This window comes from Caballeronia calidae, assembly GCF_900044055.2.
GTDB lineage: Bacteria > Pseudomonadota > Gammaproteobacteria > Burkholderiales > Burkholderiaceae > Caballeronia > Caballeronia calidae.
On the sequence record NZ_FCOX02000068.1, the window covers coordinates 1 to 19,253 of the forward strand.

The window sequence follows — 19,253 nt, forward strand, 5'->3', positions numbered from 1 at the left end:
GTCCAGTTTTCGCGCATCAGTTTTCGTATTCATACTTCTCTAACGCACGAGGCAGTATTTGGTGCACCGGTCAGTAATTGATTGTGATTTCGGGAACACTACCTTCTTCGCCGAACTCAAAGTAGCTTCCGCAGAGGTTGGCATGTTACTGAACCTCGGCATTCCCGTCGTAGCGATGTAGCGCAGGAGCACCGAGAAACTCCAACTCGGATGGAGCGCACAATCCAAGACATTTTGGCGCGTCATGCGCATGGGGACGGTAAAGCCGTTCCGCTCGTTGTATTCGCGGTTTGTATCCGTAATGGAATCCACCGTGACAACAAGTGCTTCGAAGCCGGCAGCCTTGGCGCGTCCGATGAGTTTTTCAGTATGAGACCATTCCGGCACTACATAGAGCTGGAACCACAGCCGTCCGCCAGCTTCGGCCCCGATCCTCTCGATTGACGTAATAGAGCCTGTCGATAAAGTAAACGGTATACCGAAATCCCGGGCCGCCTGGGCCAACGCGATCTCTCCGTCAAACCATAGGAGGCCCGCGGAACCCGTGGGAGCAACGACCATGGGCAGGCGCGATTGCACGCCAAAAAGGTCGACAGTGAGATTTCGTTGTGCGACATCTCGAACTACCCGGGGCTGCAGCAGGATGTCATCGAACGCTGCGATATTGCCTCGCATGCTAATTTCATCTTCCACACCGCGATCGATATATTCGAACAGGCCGCGCGGCAGTTTTCTCTTGGCGGCCGCGCGCAGATCTGAGACGTTGAGACATTTGGCGAGGCTGGGCATTCGGTTCTCCGGGGTCTTCATATCCTGACGATCAGCTTTGAAACCTGCGTGTGTGTGGTTTGCCGACCGCTCAATAAGGAAAGCATTTCGTCTACATCGAATACGCAAAAGGGCCGAGTCTGTTCAGGCTGGGCAGAACCAATCGTGCGAAATTCAACCCGCGTCCGGAGTGACGGAGGCGTCGCGATTCCGGACGTTCCCGAGCGTGAGGCCGTTGCCAGAACTCGCGAGCTTACGTTTGGGCGGTACAGTGGATGTTCCATGCGGCTGTCTAACGCGTCGGGGCGGCGTTCCCGGTCGCAACCAGAGCAGGACTCACCAAATAAAGCCTACGCGTTACCAGGTCGAACCATGATGGGCGCCAGTCAGTCTGCGGCATTGCTAGGTGCGTCCTTTCGATGCGTCGATTGACCGGACGTTATTTCTTCTCTCGAAAGGGTCCATGTGGCCAGAGCGCTAATGATAGGCATTGCACCGGCAAGCAGAAACGGCGCGGTGTAGCTCTTTGTCCAGTCGAACAGATAGCCGGTGATGATGGGTGCTAGCAATCCGGCGACGTTGCCACCGACCATGATGAGCCCAAGCATGCGTCCAATCGAAGGATTGTTAGGGGACAGGTCGCTCGCAAGTGTCCAGTTGAGCGTGGTCGAAGCATAGTTGAAAGCGGAAACCCACATAATTGCGACGATGATCGGATATCCGTCCGGCAGGAACGGAACGAACAGGAGCGGCAAACACAGCAACTGCGTGAGGACTGCTGACCTTCGGCGAAGAGTTTTGCGCTGTTCGGCCGGTTTTGAGGAGATCAACCTGTCACTGATTGCTACAACCGTGAGGCCGCCGATACCGCCCGCGGCATATATCAATCCCGTAATCCAGCCGGCTCCAAACTCCCTCATTCCACGGGCGTCAACAAGATATAGAGGCAAGAAGGCCAGGAACAAATATACTGTATAGCCAAGGCATGCATTGGTGATTATCAAGCCCCACATAGTTTTCAGTTTCAGGAGTGACTTGAAAGTTACATGGGGCCGAGCTTGATAGGCACTGGGGTCTCTTCGGGCGCCGGCGCTTTGACTGTCGAGGATGTAAGCCCGCTCGCCTTCATCGAGCCATCTTGCCTTCGTCGGTTTATCGTAAACGGCGTACCAGACGGCGGCCACGACGAAGCCGACCAAGCCGAGCACAATGAAAGATGCCTCCCACGTATACATCCGGATGATATAAGCACAAAACACAGAACCAATTGCCGGGCCGACCAATGCACCCGAGCAGGCCAGGCCAATAAAAAAGCCGCGCTCATTTACAGGCGACCATTCGCGCGCTATGAAATTTGTTCCCGTGTAGATTGGTGCCTCCCCGAATCCCAGAAGCAACCTGGCGGCAACGAGGAAACCGAATCCGGTTGCGAGACCAGTGATAGCCGCTGCAATCGACCAGACGACGATCGCGCCAGGCAATAGTAGTTTGGCACCAGCTCGGTCGAATAGCACGCTCGCCGGGAGGAGGAACAGAAGATACGACCAGCTAAAAGCGGAGCTTAGAATTCCAAATTCGCCATGGGTAAGCCCGAACGCCCTAATAATATTCGGGCCTGCGATCGAGAAGTTGACTCTGTCTGTGTAGCCCAGCGCCAGGACCACCAACAGCCCGACAGCTATTCCATATCGACGATGACCGACCGTCCTGGCGGCTTCGGAGGTTACCGTTGCGGTGCTTGTCTCTAGCTCGTGTCTATTGCTCATCGCTGTCTCCTGCCCGTGAAAATCCTTTCGCAGGCTATTTTTGTCGCTTACTGAGGTCCTCAAGGGCTGTGTGCCATGGGCATACAGCCGCTATGGGTCACCGGGTTTGATACGACTCTTACAGCAGAAAAGGACGAACAGTGCTGACAGCAGGACGTTGAAATCCTACTCGGCGCGCACTGCGGGATTGACCCTGCAATCGAGCACGAGGGGCACTCCGCCATTGTCGCCTAGCCATGCCTCGATGACTTCGAGATCGTCAATAGTGCGCACAGTTGCCGCGCGCGCGCCCATCGCAATTGCCATTGCCTCGAAGGAAGGACATGGCGTGTTTGCCAGCGTTGTATCAAGGCCCAGATTGGTAAGTGCATTGACCTCCGCTCCATAGCTCTCGTCGTTGCTGACGACTACGAGGATCGGCAGACGAAGACGTACGATCGATTCCAGGTCGCCCAACGACATCATGGCGGCCCCATCGCCCACGGGGCAGACAACGAGCTCGCCAGGCCGTCCAATCTGGGCACCGATGGCTGTTCCGAAGCCGAGTCCGATGGAGCCAAAGTCAGCAGCCTGGATGAGATTTTGCGGCCGTGTTGTGCTGATGTAGCGGATTGCGAAACGCGCCTGTTGTCCGGAGTCAACGCAGAGAATGCGCCCTATGGGAAGCATGCGGTCAAGCGCTAGCATCATCGTGCGTGGGTCGACGAGCGTTGGCGTGCTTCGGTCGACGATTTCCGCGTCTTTGCGAAAGCTCACAATCGCGTCTTGCGTTCTCGAGTTGCGATATCCGTCCGACTTGTGACCTCGACGCTCCAGTTCGGATACAAGCGCTTCCGCTACCGCCTTGACATCTCCTTCCACGCCGATAGCTGCAGGTAAGAAGCGGCCGATTGCACTAGGATCGGAATCTACCTGAATGATCAGCGCTTTCGGAAACAGCGAGTTCCTGTAGGTGGTCCACGGATTGAGCCCAGCGCCAAAAGCAAGTACGCAATCTGCCTGCGTGATGAGGTCGGTTGCTACCGAGGTCGAATAGCTTCCACAGACTCCGACGGAGAACGGATCATCGCCAAACAGCCCCCGCGCTGGCAGCGAGGTGGCCAGAAGGGCACCGATCTGGCTGGCGAGTTTTTGCAATGTCGGGCCGGCACCAGACAGCATTGCGCCCCGCCCAGCGATTACTAGCGGTTGCTTGACTGCCCACGTCTCCTGCAGAAAATCCGCAACTTCAGCGATTTTTGCTGGATCTGGTAAAGGCGACGGTTCTTTCCCTGTGACCACGGGGATTTGCTCCTTGCTCGTGGCCACCTTTTGCAGAAGCAGCCAAATGCCGAGTACGAGCACGACAGGACGACCGCGGGCCAAGGCCAAGGCTTCTGCTGCATCTCGTGACGCGGCTTCCGGAGTGAGGGGCTTGACGGTTTCGATGCCGATCTCTTTGAGCACCGAGGCTTGTGGGAAGTGCTTCAGCCAGGTCGGCCCAGTTGCTAACTTTACGACGTCCGGGTCGCGATCATCCTCCTCTGCGCGGCCTGCTCCTGTCAAAACCAGGATTGGGGAGGATGCGAGATGGGACGTGTAAATTGCGGTAAGGGCGTTAGTGAAACCGGGCCCGCCGGTTACCGCTGCGACTCCGATACGACCGGTAGCGCGCGCGTATCCGTCAGCCATCGAGACGGCGTGGTTCTCGTGACGTGCAGGGTAATAGACGATGCCCCGTGCTACGGCAGCATTGACGACCGAGGCAATATCTTCACCCAACACACCGAATATGCATTCCACTCCGGCCTTGACCAACTGATCGGCTACGAGTTCGTACGCCGGTATGGAGTGCTTGATCTCTTGTGAGGCTACCATTCATTTTCTCTCGTAGGCGCTGACACGATGGTTGATGGGATTTCTTTAGAAAGCGGCATGCAATGTTGGGGCTTACTGCTATGAAGCAGGAAGGTTGCGAAGCAGCGATGTCAGTCCGCTAATGCTGGGGCCATCTTCGAGCCGGAAAATTGCATCGGCGATGCGATCTCGCCATTCTTGCGTTGCGATACCCGAGACCAAGGCATGAAATTTGGACTCAATGTCCGCCCGGTGAACGGGGAAGTCTGGCGTTCCAACCGAATCCTGGCGAAACTCTTCGATAAGCTCCCCGTTCTTGAGGTGGACACGCACAAGTCCCGGAAACCGGTCGGGCAGCCAGCGGTCAAGTGAGGGATCCGATTCAGCCTCCACTCGATCCATTAAAGCAAGGACGGCAGGATCCGCGAGGTGTTGCTCGGCGAACGCGCCGGGGTCTTTCGTGTCTAGCAGCAGCGCGGCCGCCATGGCATAGGGAAGTGAGTACTGGGCAGACGGAGTTGATTTGGGGCGATACTGCATGTGGTTTTCGAGCGCGGCGGCGGGAGCACGGACCAATACGCGTTCCACGTCAGTAGGCGCGAAGCTGCGCTGTTTGCGGCAAGCCAACAATGCATCAATGGAAGAGTGGAACCATCGACAACAGGCGTGGAGCTTGAAGTTGATTTGATCTATTTCCCACGTTTCCCCCATGCCGCGAGTCAGCCTGGTCGCGTCCCCAGCTCCCCCAAACAAAGTGATCACGCCATATTGCCCGTGAAGTGCAGCTTTGGGCCCCCGCAGTCCGGCGCTGGCGAGAAGCGCTGCAGTAAGGCCGCCTTGAGCCGGCAGGCCTGCGTGCAATCGCTTCACGGTGGACTCACCATCACTAGAGAACTGCATAGACCCCGATGCGGTCGAAAGTGCGATGCCAAAGGTTGATTCGAACCCGGCTGAGTCAAGTTGCATCACATGTGCGGCAGCGGCGCCCGAGCCGAATGTCCCAGCCACGCCAGTCGGGTGAAAACCTCGCGCAATTGCATTACGAGCGGCCGCCCCGATCCGTCCTTGGGCCTCATACCCAGCTACCAGCGCAGTCAAGAATTGCCTTGGAGTAGCGTTGAGAGCCTCCGCCACTGACATCGCGGCGGGAATGACGACACTTCCGGGGTGGCTGAGTGACTCATTGTGCATATCATCGAGCGATACGCTGTAAGCAGCGGCCGCATTGATGAACGCGGCGTGGGCGCGTGGGACCAGCTGCGTCGATCCGTAGATTGAACTCTCGGGCCTGCCGCCCCAAGCCGCGATCGTGTCTCGCACAGCGCGCGTAGCGCACTCTCGGGTGCCTAATAGGGCGACCGCGACATGGTCAAGTAGCAGATCCTTCGCACGCTCAATCGTCGCGCGCGGTATGTCATCAAACCTCAGGCTAGCGAGAAATCCGCAAAGAGCCCGTGTGACGTCAGTCCCTTGAGAAGAGTCGTCGGTTACAAGTTGCTGCGGTTCCATAAGTGCTGATTCTCATAATATGCACAGCGATCGACGCGAAGGATGAGCCAGTCACGACTCGCCTTTTGCAGAGCGCCGAAAAACGTGCTGCCTTTGCTCAACCGCGCGAGACAGACGTGTTTCGTCGACATTTGTTCGAACAATAACGCGATGGCTTGAGGCTGGTCAACCTGTGAGGCACTAGGGAAAGCTCTTACGTAGACGGTTATTACGAGCTTGTCGCTTGACGAGTGATGCCAAAATGTTCGAACATGAATGGGAGCTTGTAGAGGATGGCCGTCAGACTTGCTTCTTCATACAGTTGGCCATTGCTGCTACCGAACTGCGTGCGTTTCGATCTATGTGAGGGCCGACTCGTGCGCGAACTCGCTCGTCGAGGTTCGGCCTTCAGCCGCGCCGAGGTCCCGCGGATTGACCTCGCGCATGCCGGCCGGGCGAGGCTGTCGCTTGAACCTCCCAGCAGTCAAGTGCGCACGGGCCGAGGGGATCGGTAATCGGGAATCACGCTGGCGAACTTCACGTTTGAACATTCAACTTAATGTGTGGAATGCCACCCTTTATCGAAAGCACGGAGCAATGTTGGACGAAGAGGGTGGTTCACTTACAAACGAAAACGGAGATTTGATGAAGGTTCTAGTGCCTGTGAAGCGCGTCGTCGATCACAACGTGAAGGTACGCGTGAAGTCCGACGGTTCCGGGGTCGACATATGCAATGTGAAGATGTCAATGAATCCATTCGACGAGATCGCTGTAGAGGAAGCCGTGCGGCTCAAGGAATCGGGCGTTGCTACCGAAGTTGTGGCCGTTTCTTGCGGTGTGGATCTAGCGCAGGAGACATTGCGCACCGCTTTGGCTATCGGTGCGGATCGCGGTGTGCTGATCCGCAGCGATGCGGAGCTCCAGCCTTTGGCGGTGGCGAAACTGCTTCAAGCTCTGGTTGAAAAGGAGCGGCCGTCCTTGGTCATCCTGGGCAAGCAGGCTGTCGACGACGACTCGAACCAGACTGGACAGATGCTCGCGGCGTTATCGAAGATGCCGCAAGCGACGTTTGCATCCAGCCTTTTGGTCGACGAAGGCTGCGCGTTGATATCCCGGGAGATCGACGGCGGATCAGAAACGCTGTCGTTGTCGCTGCCCGCTGTGGTAACCGCAGACCTCCGCCTCAACGAGCCGCGCTACGTGACGTTGCCAAGAATCATGAAGGCCAAGAAAAAGCCTGTCGACGTTATCCACGCGGAAGCGCTAAGCGTAGACGTTGCACCGCGGCTTAAAACGCTAAAGGTCGTTGAGCCGCCCATGCGCGCGGCGGGTGTCAAGGTCGAGGATGTCAGTGTCTTGGTTGACAAGCTCAGAAACGAAGCGAAAGTGATCTAACGGGGAATGCGAATGGCGACGAGCCTGGTGATTGCAGAACATGACAATCGGATTGTTAATCCAGCGACGCTTCACGCGATTGGCGCGGCAAAAAAGATTTCTGCGGATGTGCACGTATTGATAGCGGGATCGAACGCGCGCCCGTCTGCTGAGATGGCTTCGAGGATCGCGGGTGTGACTAAGATCCTTCTTGCAGATGCGCCTCAACTTGATGCGGGGCTAGCGGAGGGTATTGCAGCGACTATTGCGACGATTGCATCGCGGTATTCACATATTTTGGCTGCTGCGACGGCGTTTGGTAAAAATGTGCTGCCGCGCGTCGCTGCGACACTCGACGTCGCGCAGATCAGTGACATTACCGGGGTAGTCAGCGACGACACATTCGAACGGCCGATCTACGCCGGTAATGCGATCGCGACCGTTCAGTCTTTGGACGCCATCAAGGTCATCACGGTACGCACGACGGCTTTCGATCCAGCGGCGACACAAGACTGCGCTGCACCGATAGACGTCATCGATGCAGCGCCGGATTGCGGAACCTCTCGACTCGTTATGCGGGAGTTGACGGAAAGCCACAGGCCCGAATTGACAGGCGCAGGCGCGATCGTAGCCGGTGGGCGCGGGCTTGGCAGCGCCGAAAACTACGCGAAAGTGCTTGAGCCTTTGGCCGATACGCTTGGAGCGGCGCTCGGAGCATCTCGCGCGGCGGTCGACGCGGGCTTTGTGCCGAACGACTATCAAGTGGGCCAGACCGGGAAGATTGTGGCGCCGCAGCTATACATCGCAGTAGGCATTTCCGGTGCAATCCAACACCTAGCGGGGATGAATGGCTCCAAGGTTATCGTCGCGATCAACAATGACCCGGAGGCGCCGATATTCAGCGTAGCGGATTATGGTGTGGTTGGCGATTTGTTCAGCGTCGTGCCGGAGTTGACTAACGTGCTCGCACTGCCGCCTGATTATCTATGAGCCAGCCGGCATCGGCTACGTCCGCCCCAACGACATGCAGACATCTAGCCGAAAGCCATGACTGTCCCCATAGACCCTATCTGTCGCCGTTCCTGCACGTTCGGCGGGGTTGCTTTCGTGCTTTCGTGTCGAAGATGCACGAGAGCTCATTGAGCTGGACTGGCCTATCGACGAGACGGACGTGGCGCGCGGAATGTAATCGCGGATGACTTTCTGCTTCAAGGGCTTGTTCGGTGTTGCATCGCACTTCTCGCTTTTGCCACAGCTCGTGGAACCATATTTACCGACATGGGAAAATAAGTATATGAGCGACTTTTTCGCCAGCGTTGGAGAAAGACTCTTCCGTTTCGAACTGGATAGCCTGGGCACGCTGCATCATCGAGAGGAGTTGGGGCTTGAGAGCCCGATCCACTACGTTTGGCCGCATTCCGATCGCCGCCTGTTGTACGTGGCGTCGAGCAAGCGTTGGTTCACGCCTCATGACGGAGGGCACATGCTCAGCGTGGTTAAGGCGCCGGTTAATGGCGGGCTACGGCAAGTGGGAAAGTCGGTGACGCTTCCGACACGTCCAATACATATAACGGTGGATCAAACTAATCGATTCATCGTTTGCGTATTCAATGTACCCCCCGGAATCGAGGTGAGGGCACTACTTCCCGATGGCTCAATAGGCGAAAAAATAGAGCAGCCTCAGACGCCGGACGTTGGCGTTTTTCCGCATCAGGCTCGTTTCAGCCCAAACGGATCATGGCTTCTGATACCGGCTCGGGGCAATCATCCGGGCAAAGATAGTCCAGAAGAGCCGGGAAGCCTGCGTCGCTTCGCATTCGAGGAGGGCCGGCTAAGGCTTGTTCAGGTAGTGGCCCCCAACGGCGGATACGGGTTTGGCCCGCGGCACATTGATTTCCACCCAACACTCCCGTTCATCTACGTCTCAGTCGAACGCCAGAACCAGTTGCAGGTTTTTCGCTTTGATGGCGCCGAGATTGAGGAGAGCCGGAGGCAGACGTTCAGTACGCTTTCACCCGAAAAGAGTCCATTATTTCCCCAGCATGCTGGTGCCATCCATGTCAACGCAGCGGCAAACTTTGTCTACGTAATCAACAGAGACGATCTGACGAACGGGACAACGCCGACGCACATTACAGGGGACAATACCATTGCCGCTTTTGCTATAGACCCCGCGAATGGCAGCGTGTCGCCTCCGGTTCATTCAGATCTTGACGCGTTCCATGTCCGGACATTTTCGCTGTCGGCGCCATACATAGTTGCCGCCAGTCAGGCGGATGTGTTTTTGCCAGGAGAGTCAGGGCCGCGGAAGGTCGGTGCCAGCTTGAGCGTTTTTCGAATGCGCGCGGACGGGTATCTCAATCGGGTACATCGTACGGACATGCAGGCTGACCGGTCCATGCTGTTCTGGTGTGGCTTTCCGCATGCATATGGCGCGAGTTGGGGCTGACACCGCCTACGAGCGTACATTAAGCCCGACGCCTATTCGTGTTGTTCGCAGGGGGTCCAATGTTGCAGCCTTCTCTTCGCGATCATGCGCCGGAAGCGTCCGATAGCGACGTGAAATAAGCAATCGTCCCAACAGCAGTAGATCGCAACCGCGTCTGGAACGCGCGCCGGTTCACCGGCGCCACATATAACATCTGAGATGTGGTCGGTCGTCGGTCGTCAGTCGCCGAAAGGGAGCACTGCGAGCCGGTTCCGGTCCGTTGACTGCAAGCAGGGGGTTGCGACCTCTCGATCTACTTGTTCGTCTGCCCCGAGCGCTTTTCTGTTCTTGGCGAAAAGTCCCGCAAGAAGTCCACTGAATGCTGGTATCGGTCAGGCCGGCAGATCAACTCCGTCGACTCGATCAGCTCGTTCGTGCTAGTAAGGTACGATCGCCGCAGAGAGAGCATAGGAGAACCACTACGGACTCCAAGGAGCTTGGTAGCCGGCGCCTCGGCGGCCACAGCGCTGGCGACTTGTCGGGTCCGCGCTGCACGCACCCGGCAATGCTTTTCGATCAGGAGAATGAGTGAACCCTTGCCGATCTCGGCGTCGGGAAGCCGCTCGGCGTACCTTACAAGCGTGTACAGATTGTGCAGGGCCGCCGGCTGGCCGTTGACGTGCAGCACTCGCTGAATGTGATACAGGGAGTCGTCCGCGGCTAGCCCGAAGGAGTTTCCTAACTCCGGAAAATCGGAAACCGGAACAACCCCGCGCTTGATGAGGACAGAATGGGCGGTGCTGAACTCGCCAATCAAATCGTTCAATGACTTTATGCCCCACGAGCCCCGCGGTGCAAGGCGTGGCGACACGACGGTGCCGCGGCCGGGGCTTCGCTGGATCAGGCCTTCACTGACCAGAACCTTCATCGCCTCGCGGATGGTGTGCCGCCCCACATTGAACTCAGCGAGCAACAGCATCTCGGGCGGAAGCATCTCATTTTCGGCATAGACACCGTGGGAAATGCGCTCACGTAGCGTGCGGGCAATCTCAACATGAAGTGGCTCGGGGCGCGACCCTGTCATTCATTAACTCCGTAATTCGACCGTTTTTCGGAGCATCAGCGCGAAACAGGCGGCGTCTGTTTCGCCTAAGTGCCGACTATCGGACGAGGATTTTGATCGTCATCTAAATATACAGTCGGTGGCGACAGTTCGCTAGTTCGGCGCTTTACGGGTTACCTTCGCTGGACATCGCACCGGAGACGAGTTCGACCGCACCGCCGCGATACATTTTTGCGTGTACTTGGGATGCAGGAAGTCGATTCGCAGCATTCGCCCAGGCCAATGGGCGGAGGGGCCCCGCGTGGCCTCGGATGGTGTGGCTTGATTGGCCGACAGCAGGCGCTGCCACGAAACGACCCTTCTCCATCTCGACCAGAAAGCGTTGGCGCCTAGAGCCGACATAGGTGATCTTACCTTCGCGGAACTGTTGCTCGAAGGCGTGCCAGATCCCTCCCACGGTGTGGCCCGGTCGATGTGGTGCATCTGATACAGGTCGATGTGATCGGTCTTGAGGCGCTTGAGGTTGCCCAGCGCGATGCGGCTGACTTCGAGGCCGGTACGGCCGAGATGCGTATAGTTCATAGCGTTTTACTCCTGTAATTCCTAGGTCCTGACGATGAACCGAATGGGACGCGGTGATTATGGGTGGCCTATTTTTGGACGGTCTATTCCTCCGGCGGCGCGGCGAGCGGGCCGTAGCCCGGCCGCTTGAACAGGCGTTCGCCTGCCGTCTTGATGTCGGGGCCATAGACCCGCCGCAATAGTATCGCCGGCCTGTTCTTCATCAATGGCCCCACCGGTCTGCGGCAAAATCTGGTGGGGGCAGCTCGGGCATACAAATAGGTTGGGTCAGCCATGCCTCTCAGGCTGCTCCGCGCGTGTGCAATACGTTCACGGCCGCGCTGCGCGCTGCCTGCGGGAAAGCCCAGCACCACGGGCAATGTGAATTTGGTCTCATTTGGCCGTACAAATGATCGATCGAACGCATCAGGGATGAGCGTTGGCCGCCGGGAAGGTAGCTTCGGACTCGACAAGAGAGGGAGTGACCTCGAGATCTCCCATGCGCAGCCCTTAAGCGATGGAGATCAGTGAGAGGAACGTCCCTTTATAGCACGCTCTGATTCTTGCACTAGTTGCGTCATTGACCGGGTGCGCCCGTTGGTGTGACGGCAGTGAGGACCGCGAGAAATGTCTGGAGCGGGTCCACGTCGCTCAATCGGTCGGCGCCGTCGTCGGAGTCGTTGCCCTGTGGCTCACGGTCGAGGCGGTGGAACCGCGGACAACTCTTAAAAGGGAACTGCCAATACGGCTGGCAAACCGCCGCAGATGGATCGCTATGCGGACTGAGATCCGCGGACTCTCCCCGGTGGCGACTGAGTACCGCGTCTTCATTCGATCAAGCGTTGCTACGTGCCATCAATGCCAGGGCTCGGACCTAGCAGGTTGCTGAAGTACCGAGGGTTCATGTCATCGTGGAAGTGCCCTGATGCGTTGATATTAGGCCCCTCACTTGCCCACTGAATATCATGCGCGGCGACGACACGTTCACCGAGAGTCGGTTTTCCCTGCGAAAGCTGGACGACTTCGTGCCGAAGTCGCATCCGTTGCGGTCTATCACCACCAGGCGAATCCCAACGATACCAAGTACGATAACTGGTCGTCGAAAGGAAATGTGAACCCGTATACGGGCAAGGAAGGGACGATCGATCCGTCCAAATGAGTGTTTCCTGTTGCGATCGACGATCAAACTCTTGATACGCACGCCGTTGGGCAGTTGCTCCTGCTCAACGGCGTTAGCGTTTTCATCAAAGGCGAACAAATTGTGTCTTGGGCCGCGAAGGTGCGGCGCCCCGGGACGCCGCAATCAATGTGGCATCGTTCACAAGCCTGGTAGCAAAACAGATAGGGATCAGAGGCGCCGCGCGAGTCACACCATTGCGTTCGCTACTGCTTTCCGATTGAAGGATTGAAGCGCTCGGCGCGATATGGGTCCAATTGATTGACGCTCACCCTATCGAGCAACTCGGTCGTGATAAGTTGCGACAGTCCCGCAGCGAGGCTGATACCCGCGTTCGTCGTGATCGACAGGACGCCCGGCAGCGAGGCCAAACTGCTCACGACAGGCAGGCCGTCGGCGGGAATCACGCGCCGCGTTTCTGTTACTTCCTCGACCGTCGCATCCTTTAGGCCCGGCAACACGCGCGCCGCGATGCGCACCAGCTCTTCCGGGTCAGGGGTGTTTGGGTCGCCGACGGGTGAACCCGAGAAGTGCTTCGCGATCACCACACGGCCGTCGACCCGTTGAATGGCGTGGACGTGTGCACCGAGAATGACCGAGTCGAAAAGACGCGGCAACGGCGCGAGATGTACGACGCTGCCCGTGCTGTGCGTGAGCGGTGCCTTCAATTCCGTGCCCTCGACGAGGTCCGGATTCGCAATGCCGCCCGCAAAGATCAAGATGTCCGCCTCGCGCTTGCCGCTCCCACTTGTGATCTCGTAGCCGGCCGCGGTCTTTCTGAACCCTTCGTACGCGTCCTGCGGTGAATAATGCGCTCCGCGCGCGATGGCGGCCTCAAGCATCCTCAATGTGAGTTGTACCGGTGACATCATCCCCTCGTCGGGCGTGTAGAAGATGAACGACTCATCACCGGGCTCGAACCCCGGCTCGATTTCTCGCGCTTCATGCGCGGTCACCCGATACGACGGGCTTCCCCAACGAATACGCCGGTCGAGCTCAGCCGCCAGTTCGTTGGCTTCGTCGCTGTCGGGTTCCGCGCTTTGGAAGCAGCCGGACCAGCGAATCGGCAGGCCACCGATGGCGTCTTGCAAATATCGCCAGCGCAAATGCGACAGCCGGTGCAGGTTGAAGTAGTGCCGTGCGCCTTCTTCGCCGAGCGAGTCTGCGTTGCGGAATTTCGTCTGATTCGTAATCCACGCGAAGGAACCGGACGTTGCGCCTTTGGCAACTTCGTTCTTGTCGAGTACCGTTACGCGCGCGCCTCGGCTCGCGAAATCGTGAGCGAGTGTGGTGCCAATGATGCCTGCGCCGACGATGACAACCTTAGGTGCGGATTCGATCATGTACGTGCCTCGTTTTTGTTGATGCCAGTGGTGGTGTTCGGAGCGTTTTGCACACGATGTGATTGGCCGAGCGACAGGCCGCGCGTCTCAGGCGCCATGCGAGCGGATACGAGCAGCCCGACGACGCTAATCGCACCGGCGATAAGAAGGCCATTGGCGCTACCAAACCGGGCCAGCGTCATCGGCAGAAGGAATGTGCCGGCCGCAGCGCCGATGCGGCTGGCGGACATCGCGAGGCCCATGCCGGTCGCACGAAGATCAGTCGGAAAGACTTCGTTCGGATAGACGAACTGCAGACTCGAGCCGGCGGCTTCTGCGACCGTGAATAGCACGAACAAGCCGATGGCGACTGTCGCCATACTCGACAATGGCGTCGCGAGGAGGATCAGCGAGAGCGTGGCGAGCACATAGGAAACAATCAAAAGCGGTCGGCGTCCCATGTTGTTGATGACCAGCATGCCTAGCGCAGTGCCGACGATCGCGAACGCGATGATGACGAGCGATCCGGCGAGCGCCTGCGTCACGCCGAGGGATTTGAGCAGCATCGGTTGAAACGTCTTGATCGCGAACGACGGCGCGATTTGGCACATCCAGAAGATCGAGCAGAACGCGAGCATGCGTCCGTAGCCGCGCGCCAGCAGTTCGCGGATGCTCGACAGTCCGAGGCCGCGACGGTCCGAAGCGACGCGCGTTTCGGCGACCAGGCCATCGAAATCGGCATGCTCGCCGAGATATTGTGCGACAACTCGGCGCGCTTCCTCCTTACGTCCCGCGGAGATCAGCCAGCGCGGCGACTCTGGAATGTTCATGCGCAGCAGCAGAAAGATCGCCGATGGAATTGCCGCACTCGCCAACACGTAGCGCCACACTCCGCTTCCCATGCCATTGACGAACAGCCCAGTCGCCAGACTAATCGTGTAGCCGACCCACAGAAATAGCACGAGGCTCGACAGAATCGGCCCGCGCAGTTTCTTCGGCAAGAACTCGGAGGCGAGGGCGGTGGCAATCGGATAGTCCGCCCCAAGCGCGACACCCATCACGAGGCGCAGAAGGAAGAGCGTCGTGACGTCGTGCACGAACAAGTGCGCGATCGAACACAACACGAACACCGCGAGATTGAGCACGTACATCGACTGTCGACCGAAGCGGTCGGTCATCGGCCCGAAAACAATGCCGCCAAGGAACATGCCGATGAGGCTCGCTGCGCCGATGAGCCCCATCTGCATGGCGTTTAACTGCAGGTCCTGCGCGATAAATGGCAAGGCCACGACTATGATGCCGAGCAGATATCCGTCGCAAAACGGACCGCCCGCGGCGACTAACGCGATCCTCTTATGGAACGGACTGGTAGGCAGATCGTCGATGCTGATGCGCGTAGTAGCCATGAAAGCAAAGCTCCGGTAAGCAGGCCGTTGAACAGGGACGACTTTCTTTCGACTTGCTTCTAGGCTAGAGACGCGGAGAATATCGGTCAATGCGTGTCTTTATTGATCAAATATCGAGGGCTTCGATATGTTGTTCAGCGATGAGATCAACACGTTTCTTGCCGTAGTTCGTTCCGGAAGCCTGTTGCAAGCGGCGGAGATCGTTTGCGCGACGCAATCGACCGTCTCATACAGGATTCAGTCGCTCGAGCGGCGCATTGGCCACCCGCTTCTGCTGCGGTCTCGCGGATCGCGCGGCATTTCGCTGACCAGTGAGGGCGAGCGCTTCCTGGACATCGCCGAGCGCTGGAGCATGCTGGAAATCGAAGCTGAACAGTTGAAGGCGAGCAACGAGCGCCATCTGGCAATCGGTGCGGTCGATGCCGTCGCAATTCACGTACTGCCGCCATTTTTGACGGCACTATCAGATTTGCAACCGCCAATTCGCCTCCATCTGGAGAGCAGCCGGTACTTTCAACTTTTCAACCGTGTGGCATCCGGGCATCTGGATGTTGCATTCACGCTGAGCTCGGCAGATCACATTGACCTCGTGTCGACGGCGATCCGTGACTACTCGATGGTCATTGCATATGCGGGCGACAGGCAGTTGGATGAACTGGTCGACCTGGCGGATTTCGATCCATCGCGCGAAATCTACTTGCCATGGTCGTCGACGTTCGACTTGTGGCGGGGGCGGCGCGGACTATCGCGAATCACTACCACCGTCGACAAGGGGCACATGCTCGCGCCGATCCTGCGCAACGGCGCCTGGGCGATCGTCGCAAGCTTTCTTGCGCCGTCGCTGCAGGAGGCTACTGGTTGCACCGTGCATCATATTGCGCTCGATGCTCCTGCACCTTTGACGTTGTACAAGATCGCACGGAAGGACGACAACTCAGTTCAAGAGCGACAACAAAGATTGGTCGATGCGGCGCTGGAGACACTGCGCTCAGTGGCATGACCGATGGACCGGGGGGCTAACACGACAATCGTTTCCTACATGGACGGCTCATGTCATGCTTTGGCCGTTACGCCTACGCGACGGAGGGACCGTGGATCCGGCGAGCAAGGACGGGCTGGATCATTCGACAATCGATTCGCGCATCTTGGACTGTCATCGCATGATCGAGCGTGCACCGTGCGACAGACAAAAAAAGGCCCGCGTAAAGCGAGCCCCTTGAAGAACGTGATCGTGCTTACGCCGCTGCGTCCTTCAACTTCTTGAGCGCGCGTACCTTCAACTTCACCGTCGCGGGCTTGGCATCGAACCAACGCTCCTGGCCCGTGAACGGATCTTTGCCGAACCGGCGCTTCTTCGCGGGCACTTGCTGGACGTTGATTTTCAGCAGGCCCGACAGTGTGAACTCTCCAAGGCCCTTCTTGTGTACCGAGCCGAGAATCGTTTCCTCCAACGCAGCGAGCACGGCCTTCACTTGCTTCGGTTCTATGCCTGCTTGGGTTGCCACGTGGGTGGTGAGCGACGACTTTGTGAACTGATCTTTCACCGGCTTGAGCGTGCCGGCAGTGACCGCAGCCTTCTTTGGTGTTGCGTCCTTCTTCGCGGCCGCACCCTTTTTGGCGGGTGCAGCGGTCTTCTTCGGTGCAGCAGCTTTCTTCGTTGCCATTGAGGCTCTCCTGGAAATGAAACGCTGCTTAAGACGAAGCACCCCGGGGCATCGAGCGTCCGGCACATGCGCCGTCGTAAGCTGTCGGCTAGCGTAGCAACGGTTCATGCAATGCGCAATCGGAGGACACCATAAAACAAGGTACTTTCTGGGTTCATCTCGAAGAAAACAACGCCAAGCGCTGAGGGCGTCGAGGAAACGTGGGCAAGTGACGAGAGATCGGAGCACTCATGCTGTGGGCGGCGGCCCGGCGCCTCCCTCGGCCAACTGGAGCAGCAAATCCGGCCAATCCGCATCATCCAGGATGAGTCTTTTTGCGGCCAGGAACAAGGTCGCCGCCGACTGCCTCAGTTCTTTCCGGCTGCACCACCCTGTCCGCTATGCAGTGCACGCCGGCGTAGGGCGCCCCGATGACCAGGTCGTGCTCCGACCACGTACGGCGATAACTGTGGGTATGGACGCTGAGTTCGGCGGCAACGTAAGCCCGTCGGGCTCCACTCGAGCCGGGACTCCACCCGCCAGACCGACGTCTTCTCGCCCTGCGCGCAGACGCGTATGACTGTGGCACGACGTGCTAGCCTCTCCGTGCAGCGCGAACACCCGGCGCACGGGACCATAGGCGCATTTCCCTTGATGTCCCTGTGCCGGGGCTGCAGGCAAAAAGAAAAGCCCGTCGCGAAGACGGGCCGAACGTTTCGAGGGCTGAGCGCCATGCAAGTGCGCTCGAAGATATGCTCGCCGCATTTCACCGTTAAGACATCGGTCCAACGCGATTTTCTGTGTTTCGATGCGCGAAACGTCCTTAGTCGAATGCGTTAGTGACGCTTCTCGTAGTGGTCGCCCGTGCGCGAGTTCTTGTAGTGGCCGCCCTTGTGCGAAGAGCCGTGTCCGCCAGCATAGTGACCGCCACGAGCTTCCGCGATGACCGGAATGACGAACGACGCGCAGATCAGCGCGGCGATAAGTTTCTTCATTAATCTTCCCCTGTGAGCGATTGCGTCGCCGACAACGGCGACAGTATCAATGTCGGCACACCGCTGCATGACTTGATCCGTGGAAACCCGTCGATCACCCCACGGAATCCTGGAGTTCGCTGCGGTGCTGCCGCAAAAGGTGAGCTTTTCCGGGATGGCTTCGACCGACCTTGTCGAGGCCATCGGTGTCGCACTCGAGGCTTTTTTGTCGCTCGGCGTTGCACAGGTGAACGAGAAAGAACCGCCGCCGTTCGAATTCGAGCATGCGAGTAATGATCCCGCCGGTCAAGAAATCGGGCCCCGGCATGATGGTGAGTAGAGCACCTGGACGTCGAAGCACGCAAGCTGCACCTCGGCAACCAAAAACCGGCGAAATTCGCTATTGTCTATCGAATTTATAAAACGATGCGTTTTGACTATCTACACTATATCTTGTGCTTGATTCGTCATTCACGTCCAAGTATTGTGGACATTTCCTCAGATCTGTGCTTATATACAGTGCCAAACGAGCGAACGCCTGACTCCGCTTAGCGCGGTTCACCGAGAAACTTTTTTTCGAGATACGACGATGATGAAGTTGCCGATCTTTGTGTTGCCTGCAGGCAAAGGGCGAGGCCTCCAGGCCCCGACGAGAACCGTTCACGGCGGAGTGACTGGCCAAAAAATGCAGCCCATCACTCGTGGAGCTAGTAATTCGAATGGCGATAAGCAAGGCGGCGGTAAGTCGAAATAGCAGGCCGAGAGATGTGCGAAGACCATTGTGAGTCCGCGGACGACACCGCTGAGCGCAAACGCCTGTACGAGCGTAACCGGGACGATTTGTCGAAGCGCCAGATTTCGAACGCTGAGAATCTCGACAAGTCCATCCTGACGTATTCGGGTGCGGGTCTCGCTCTTTCGCTCGGTTTTTTGAAGGACTTCATTCCGATTCGTCAAGCTGAGTTCGCGTGGGCGCTATACGGCTCTTGGTTCTTCTTCACGTTGGCGATGGTGCTCGTTATTGCGTCCTACGTCTTGAGCTTGCGAGTCGTGACCTTGCAATTGGATAGAGCTGAGAGGTACTACCTTAAGTCAGAGGACGAAGCGTTCAACGAGCAGACGTGGTGGGATCATTGCGCGAACCACGTGAACCATTGGATGTCCGCTGCTGCATTCGCTATCGCCTTGATCTTCACGACATTTTTTGTATCAACAAATCTTCGAGGCGCCAACGTGGCCGGGACAAACAAGCTTATCTACGACGGAGTAACGGGAATGGCGATGCAAAAAGTACAGGGGCAGACGGGAACGGTGCAGCGTGGTTTGACTGGACTCCCGATGCAAAGTGTTAAACCCACTTTGCCGAGCAGTCCCGCGCCTGCAGCGCCGGCGACAGGAAATACCAGCAAGAGTGGAGGCTAGAAGCAGCGCACGTATGGATGGAGCT

At 57.8% G+C, this 19,253-nt stretch carries 16 protein-coding genes; 6 read left to right on the top strand and 10 right to left on the bottom strand.

What is annotated here, in order from left to right; genetic code table 11:
* Nucleotides 1–39: 39 nt before the first annotated feature.
* From AWB78_RS34880 to AWB78_RS34900, 4 genes are all read right to left on the bottom strand, one after another.
* The gene (locus AWB78_RS34880) at nt 40–789 is read right to left on the bottom strand and encodes an alpha-hydroxy acid oxidase (RefSeq protein ID WP_157697713.1); all 750 of its coding nucleotides are present in this window, start codon (nt 787–789) and stop codon (nt 40–42) included.
* A gap of 365 nt (nt 790–1,154) precedes the next feature.
* Nucleotides 1,155–2,534 carry an MFS transporter gene (locus tag AWB78_RS34890; RefSeq protein WP_062611182.1) on the bottom strand — a complete coding sequence of 460 codons (1,380 nt, stop codon included), beginning with the start codon at nt 2,532–2,534 and terminating at the stop codon, nt 1,155–1,157.
* A gap of 165 nt (nt 2,535–2,699) precedes the next feature.
* Nucleotides 2,700–4,391 (bottom strand): thiamine pyrophosphate-binding protein, encoded by a 1,692-nt coding sequence (locus AWB78_RS34895; protein ID WP_062611183.1) that lies wholly within the window; start codon nt 4,389–4,391, stop codon nt 2,700–2,702.
* Nucleotides 4,392–4,469: 78 nt separating this feature from the next.
* Nucleotides 4,470–5,879: an MmgE/PrpD family protein gene (locus AWB78_RS34900; RefSeq protein ID WP_062611184.1), complete on the bottom strand. Its 1,410-nt coding sequence runs from the start codon at nt 5,877–5,879 to the stop codon at nt 4,470–4,472.
* A 624-nt stretch (nt 5,880–6,503) separates the two neighbouring features.
* Between AWB78_RS34900 and AWB78_RS34905 the strand changes: the two genes are divergently transcribed.
* The 3 genes from AWB78_RS34905 (at nt 6,504) to AWB78_RS34915 (ending at nt 9,681) form a co-directional block, all read left to right on the top strand.
* The gene (locus AWB78_RS34905; RefSeq protein WP_062611196.1) at nt 6,504–7,253 is read left to right on the top strand and encodes an electron transfer flavoprotein subunit beta/FixA family protein; all 750 of its coding nucleotides are present in this window, start codon (nt 6,504–6,506) and stop codon (nt 7,251–7,253) included.
* Between the two features lie 12 nt (nt 7,254–7,265).
* The gene (locus AWB78_RS34910) at nt 7,266–8,222 is read left to right on the top strand and encodes an electron transfer flavoprotein subunit alpha/FixB family protein (protein WP_062611185.1); all 957 of its coding nucleotides are present in this window, start codon (nt 7,266–7,268) and stop codon (nt 8,220–8,222) included.
* A gap of 304 nt (nt 8,223–8,526) precedes the next feature.
* Nucleotides 8,527–9,681 carry a lactonase family protein gene (locus AWB78_RS34915; RefSeq protein WP_157697714.1) on the top strand — a complete coding sequence of 385 codons (1,155 nt, stop codon included), beginning with the start codon at nt 8,527–8,529 and terminating at the stop codon, nt 9,679–9,681.
* A 292-nt stretch (nt 9,682–9,973) separates the two neighbouring features.
* On the opposite strand, the gene AWB78_RS34920 is transcribed toward AWB78_RS34915, so the two are convergent.
* From AWB78_RS34920 to AWB78_RS34935, 4 genes are all read right to left on the bottom strand, one after another.
* The gene (locus tag AWB78_RS34920; protein WP_062611187.1) at nt 9,974–10,744 is read right to left on the bottom strand and encodes a GntR family transcriptional regulator; all 771 of its coding nucleotides are present in this window, start codon (nt 10,742–10,744) and stop codon (nt 9,974–9,976) included.
* A gap of 132 nt (nt 10,745–10,876) precedes the next feature.
* The gene (locus AWB78_RS48690) at nt 10,877–11,305 is read right to left on the bottom strand and encodes a hypothetical protein (RefSeq protein WP_232478002.1); all 429 of its coding nucleotides are present in this window, start codon (nt 11,303–11,305) and stop codon (nt 10,877–10,879) included.
* Nucleotides 11,306–12,667: 1,362 nt separating this feature from the next.
* A complete protein-coding gene (locus tag AWB78_RS34930; RefSeq protein ID WP_062611197.1) occupies nt 12,668–13,801 on the bottom strand; it encodes an NAD(P)/FAD-dependent oxidoreductase in 1,134 nt (377 codons plus the stop codon).
* The gene (locus AWB78_RS34935) at nt 13,801–15,189 is read right to left on the bottom strand and encodes an MFS transporter (protein WP_062611188.1); all 1,389 of its coding nucleotides are present in this window, start codon (nt 15,187–15,189) and stop codon (nt 13,801–13,803) included. Before AWB78_RS34935 ends, AWB78_RS34930 begins: the two co-directional genes overlap by 1 nt.
* Before the next feature lie 127 nt (nt 15,190–15,316).
* Here AWB78_RS34935 and AWB78_RS34940 point away from each other — a divergent pair, with 127 nt between their 5' ends.
* Entirely contained in the window at nt 15,317–16,189 is an 873-nt protein-coding gene (locus AWB78_RS34940; RefSeq protein ID WP_062611189.1) for a LysR family transcriptional regulator, read from the top strand.
* Between the two features lie 235 nt (nt 16,190–16,424).
* Here the strand turns inward: AWB78_RS34940 and AWB78_RS34945 are convergent, their stop codons facing one another.
* Nucleotides 16,425–16,853 carry an HU family DNA-binding protein gene (locus AWB78_RS34945; RefSeq protein WP_062611190.1) on the bottom strand — a complete coding sequence of 143 codons (429 nt, stop codon included), beginning with the start codon at nt 16,851–16,853 and terminating at the stop codon, nt 16,425–16,427.
* Nucleotides 16,854–17,668: 815 nt separating this feature from the next.
* Complete coding sequence (locus AWB78_RS46970; protein WP_157697716.1) at nt 17,669–17,827, bottom strand: hypothetical protein; 159 nt, start codon at nt 17,825–17,827, stop codon at nt 17,669–17,671.
* Nucleotides 17,828–17,906: 79 nt separating this feature from the next.
* Between AWB78_RS46970 and AWB78_RS34950 the strand changes: the two genes are divergently transcribed.
* Nucleotides 17,907–18,146 carry a hypothetical protein gene (locus tag AWB78_RS34950; protein WP_157697717.1) on the top strand — a complete coding sequence of 80 codons (240 nt, stop codon included), beginning with the start codon at nt 17,907–17,909 and terminating at the stop codon, nt 18,144–18,146.
* Between the two features lie 425 nt (nt 18,147–18,571).
* Nucleotides 18,572–19,228 (top strand): hypothetical protein, encoded by a 657-nt coding sequence (locus AWB78_RS34955; protein WP_062611192.1) that lies wholly within the window; start codon nt 18,572–18,574, stop codon nt 19,226–19,228.
* Nucleotides 19,229–19,253 lie beyond the last annotated feature (25 nt).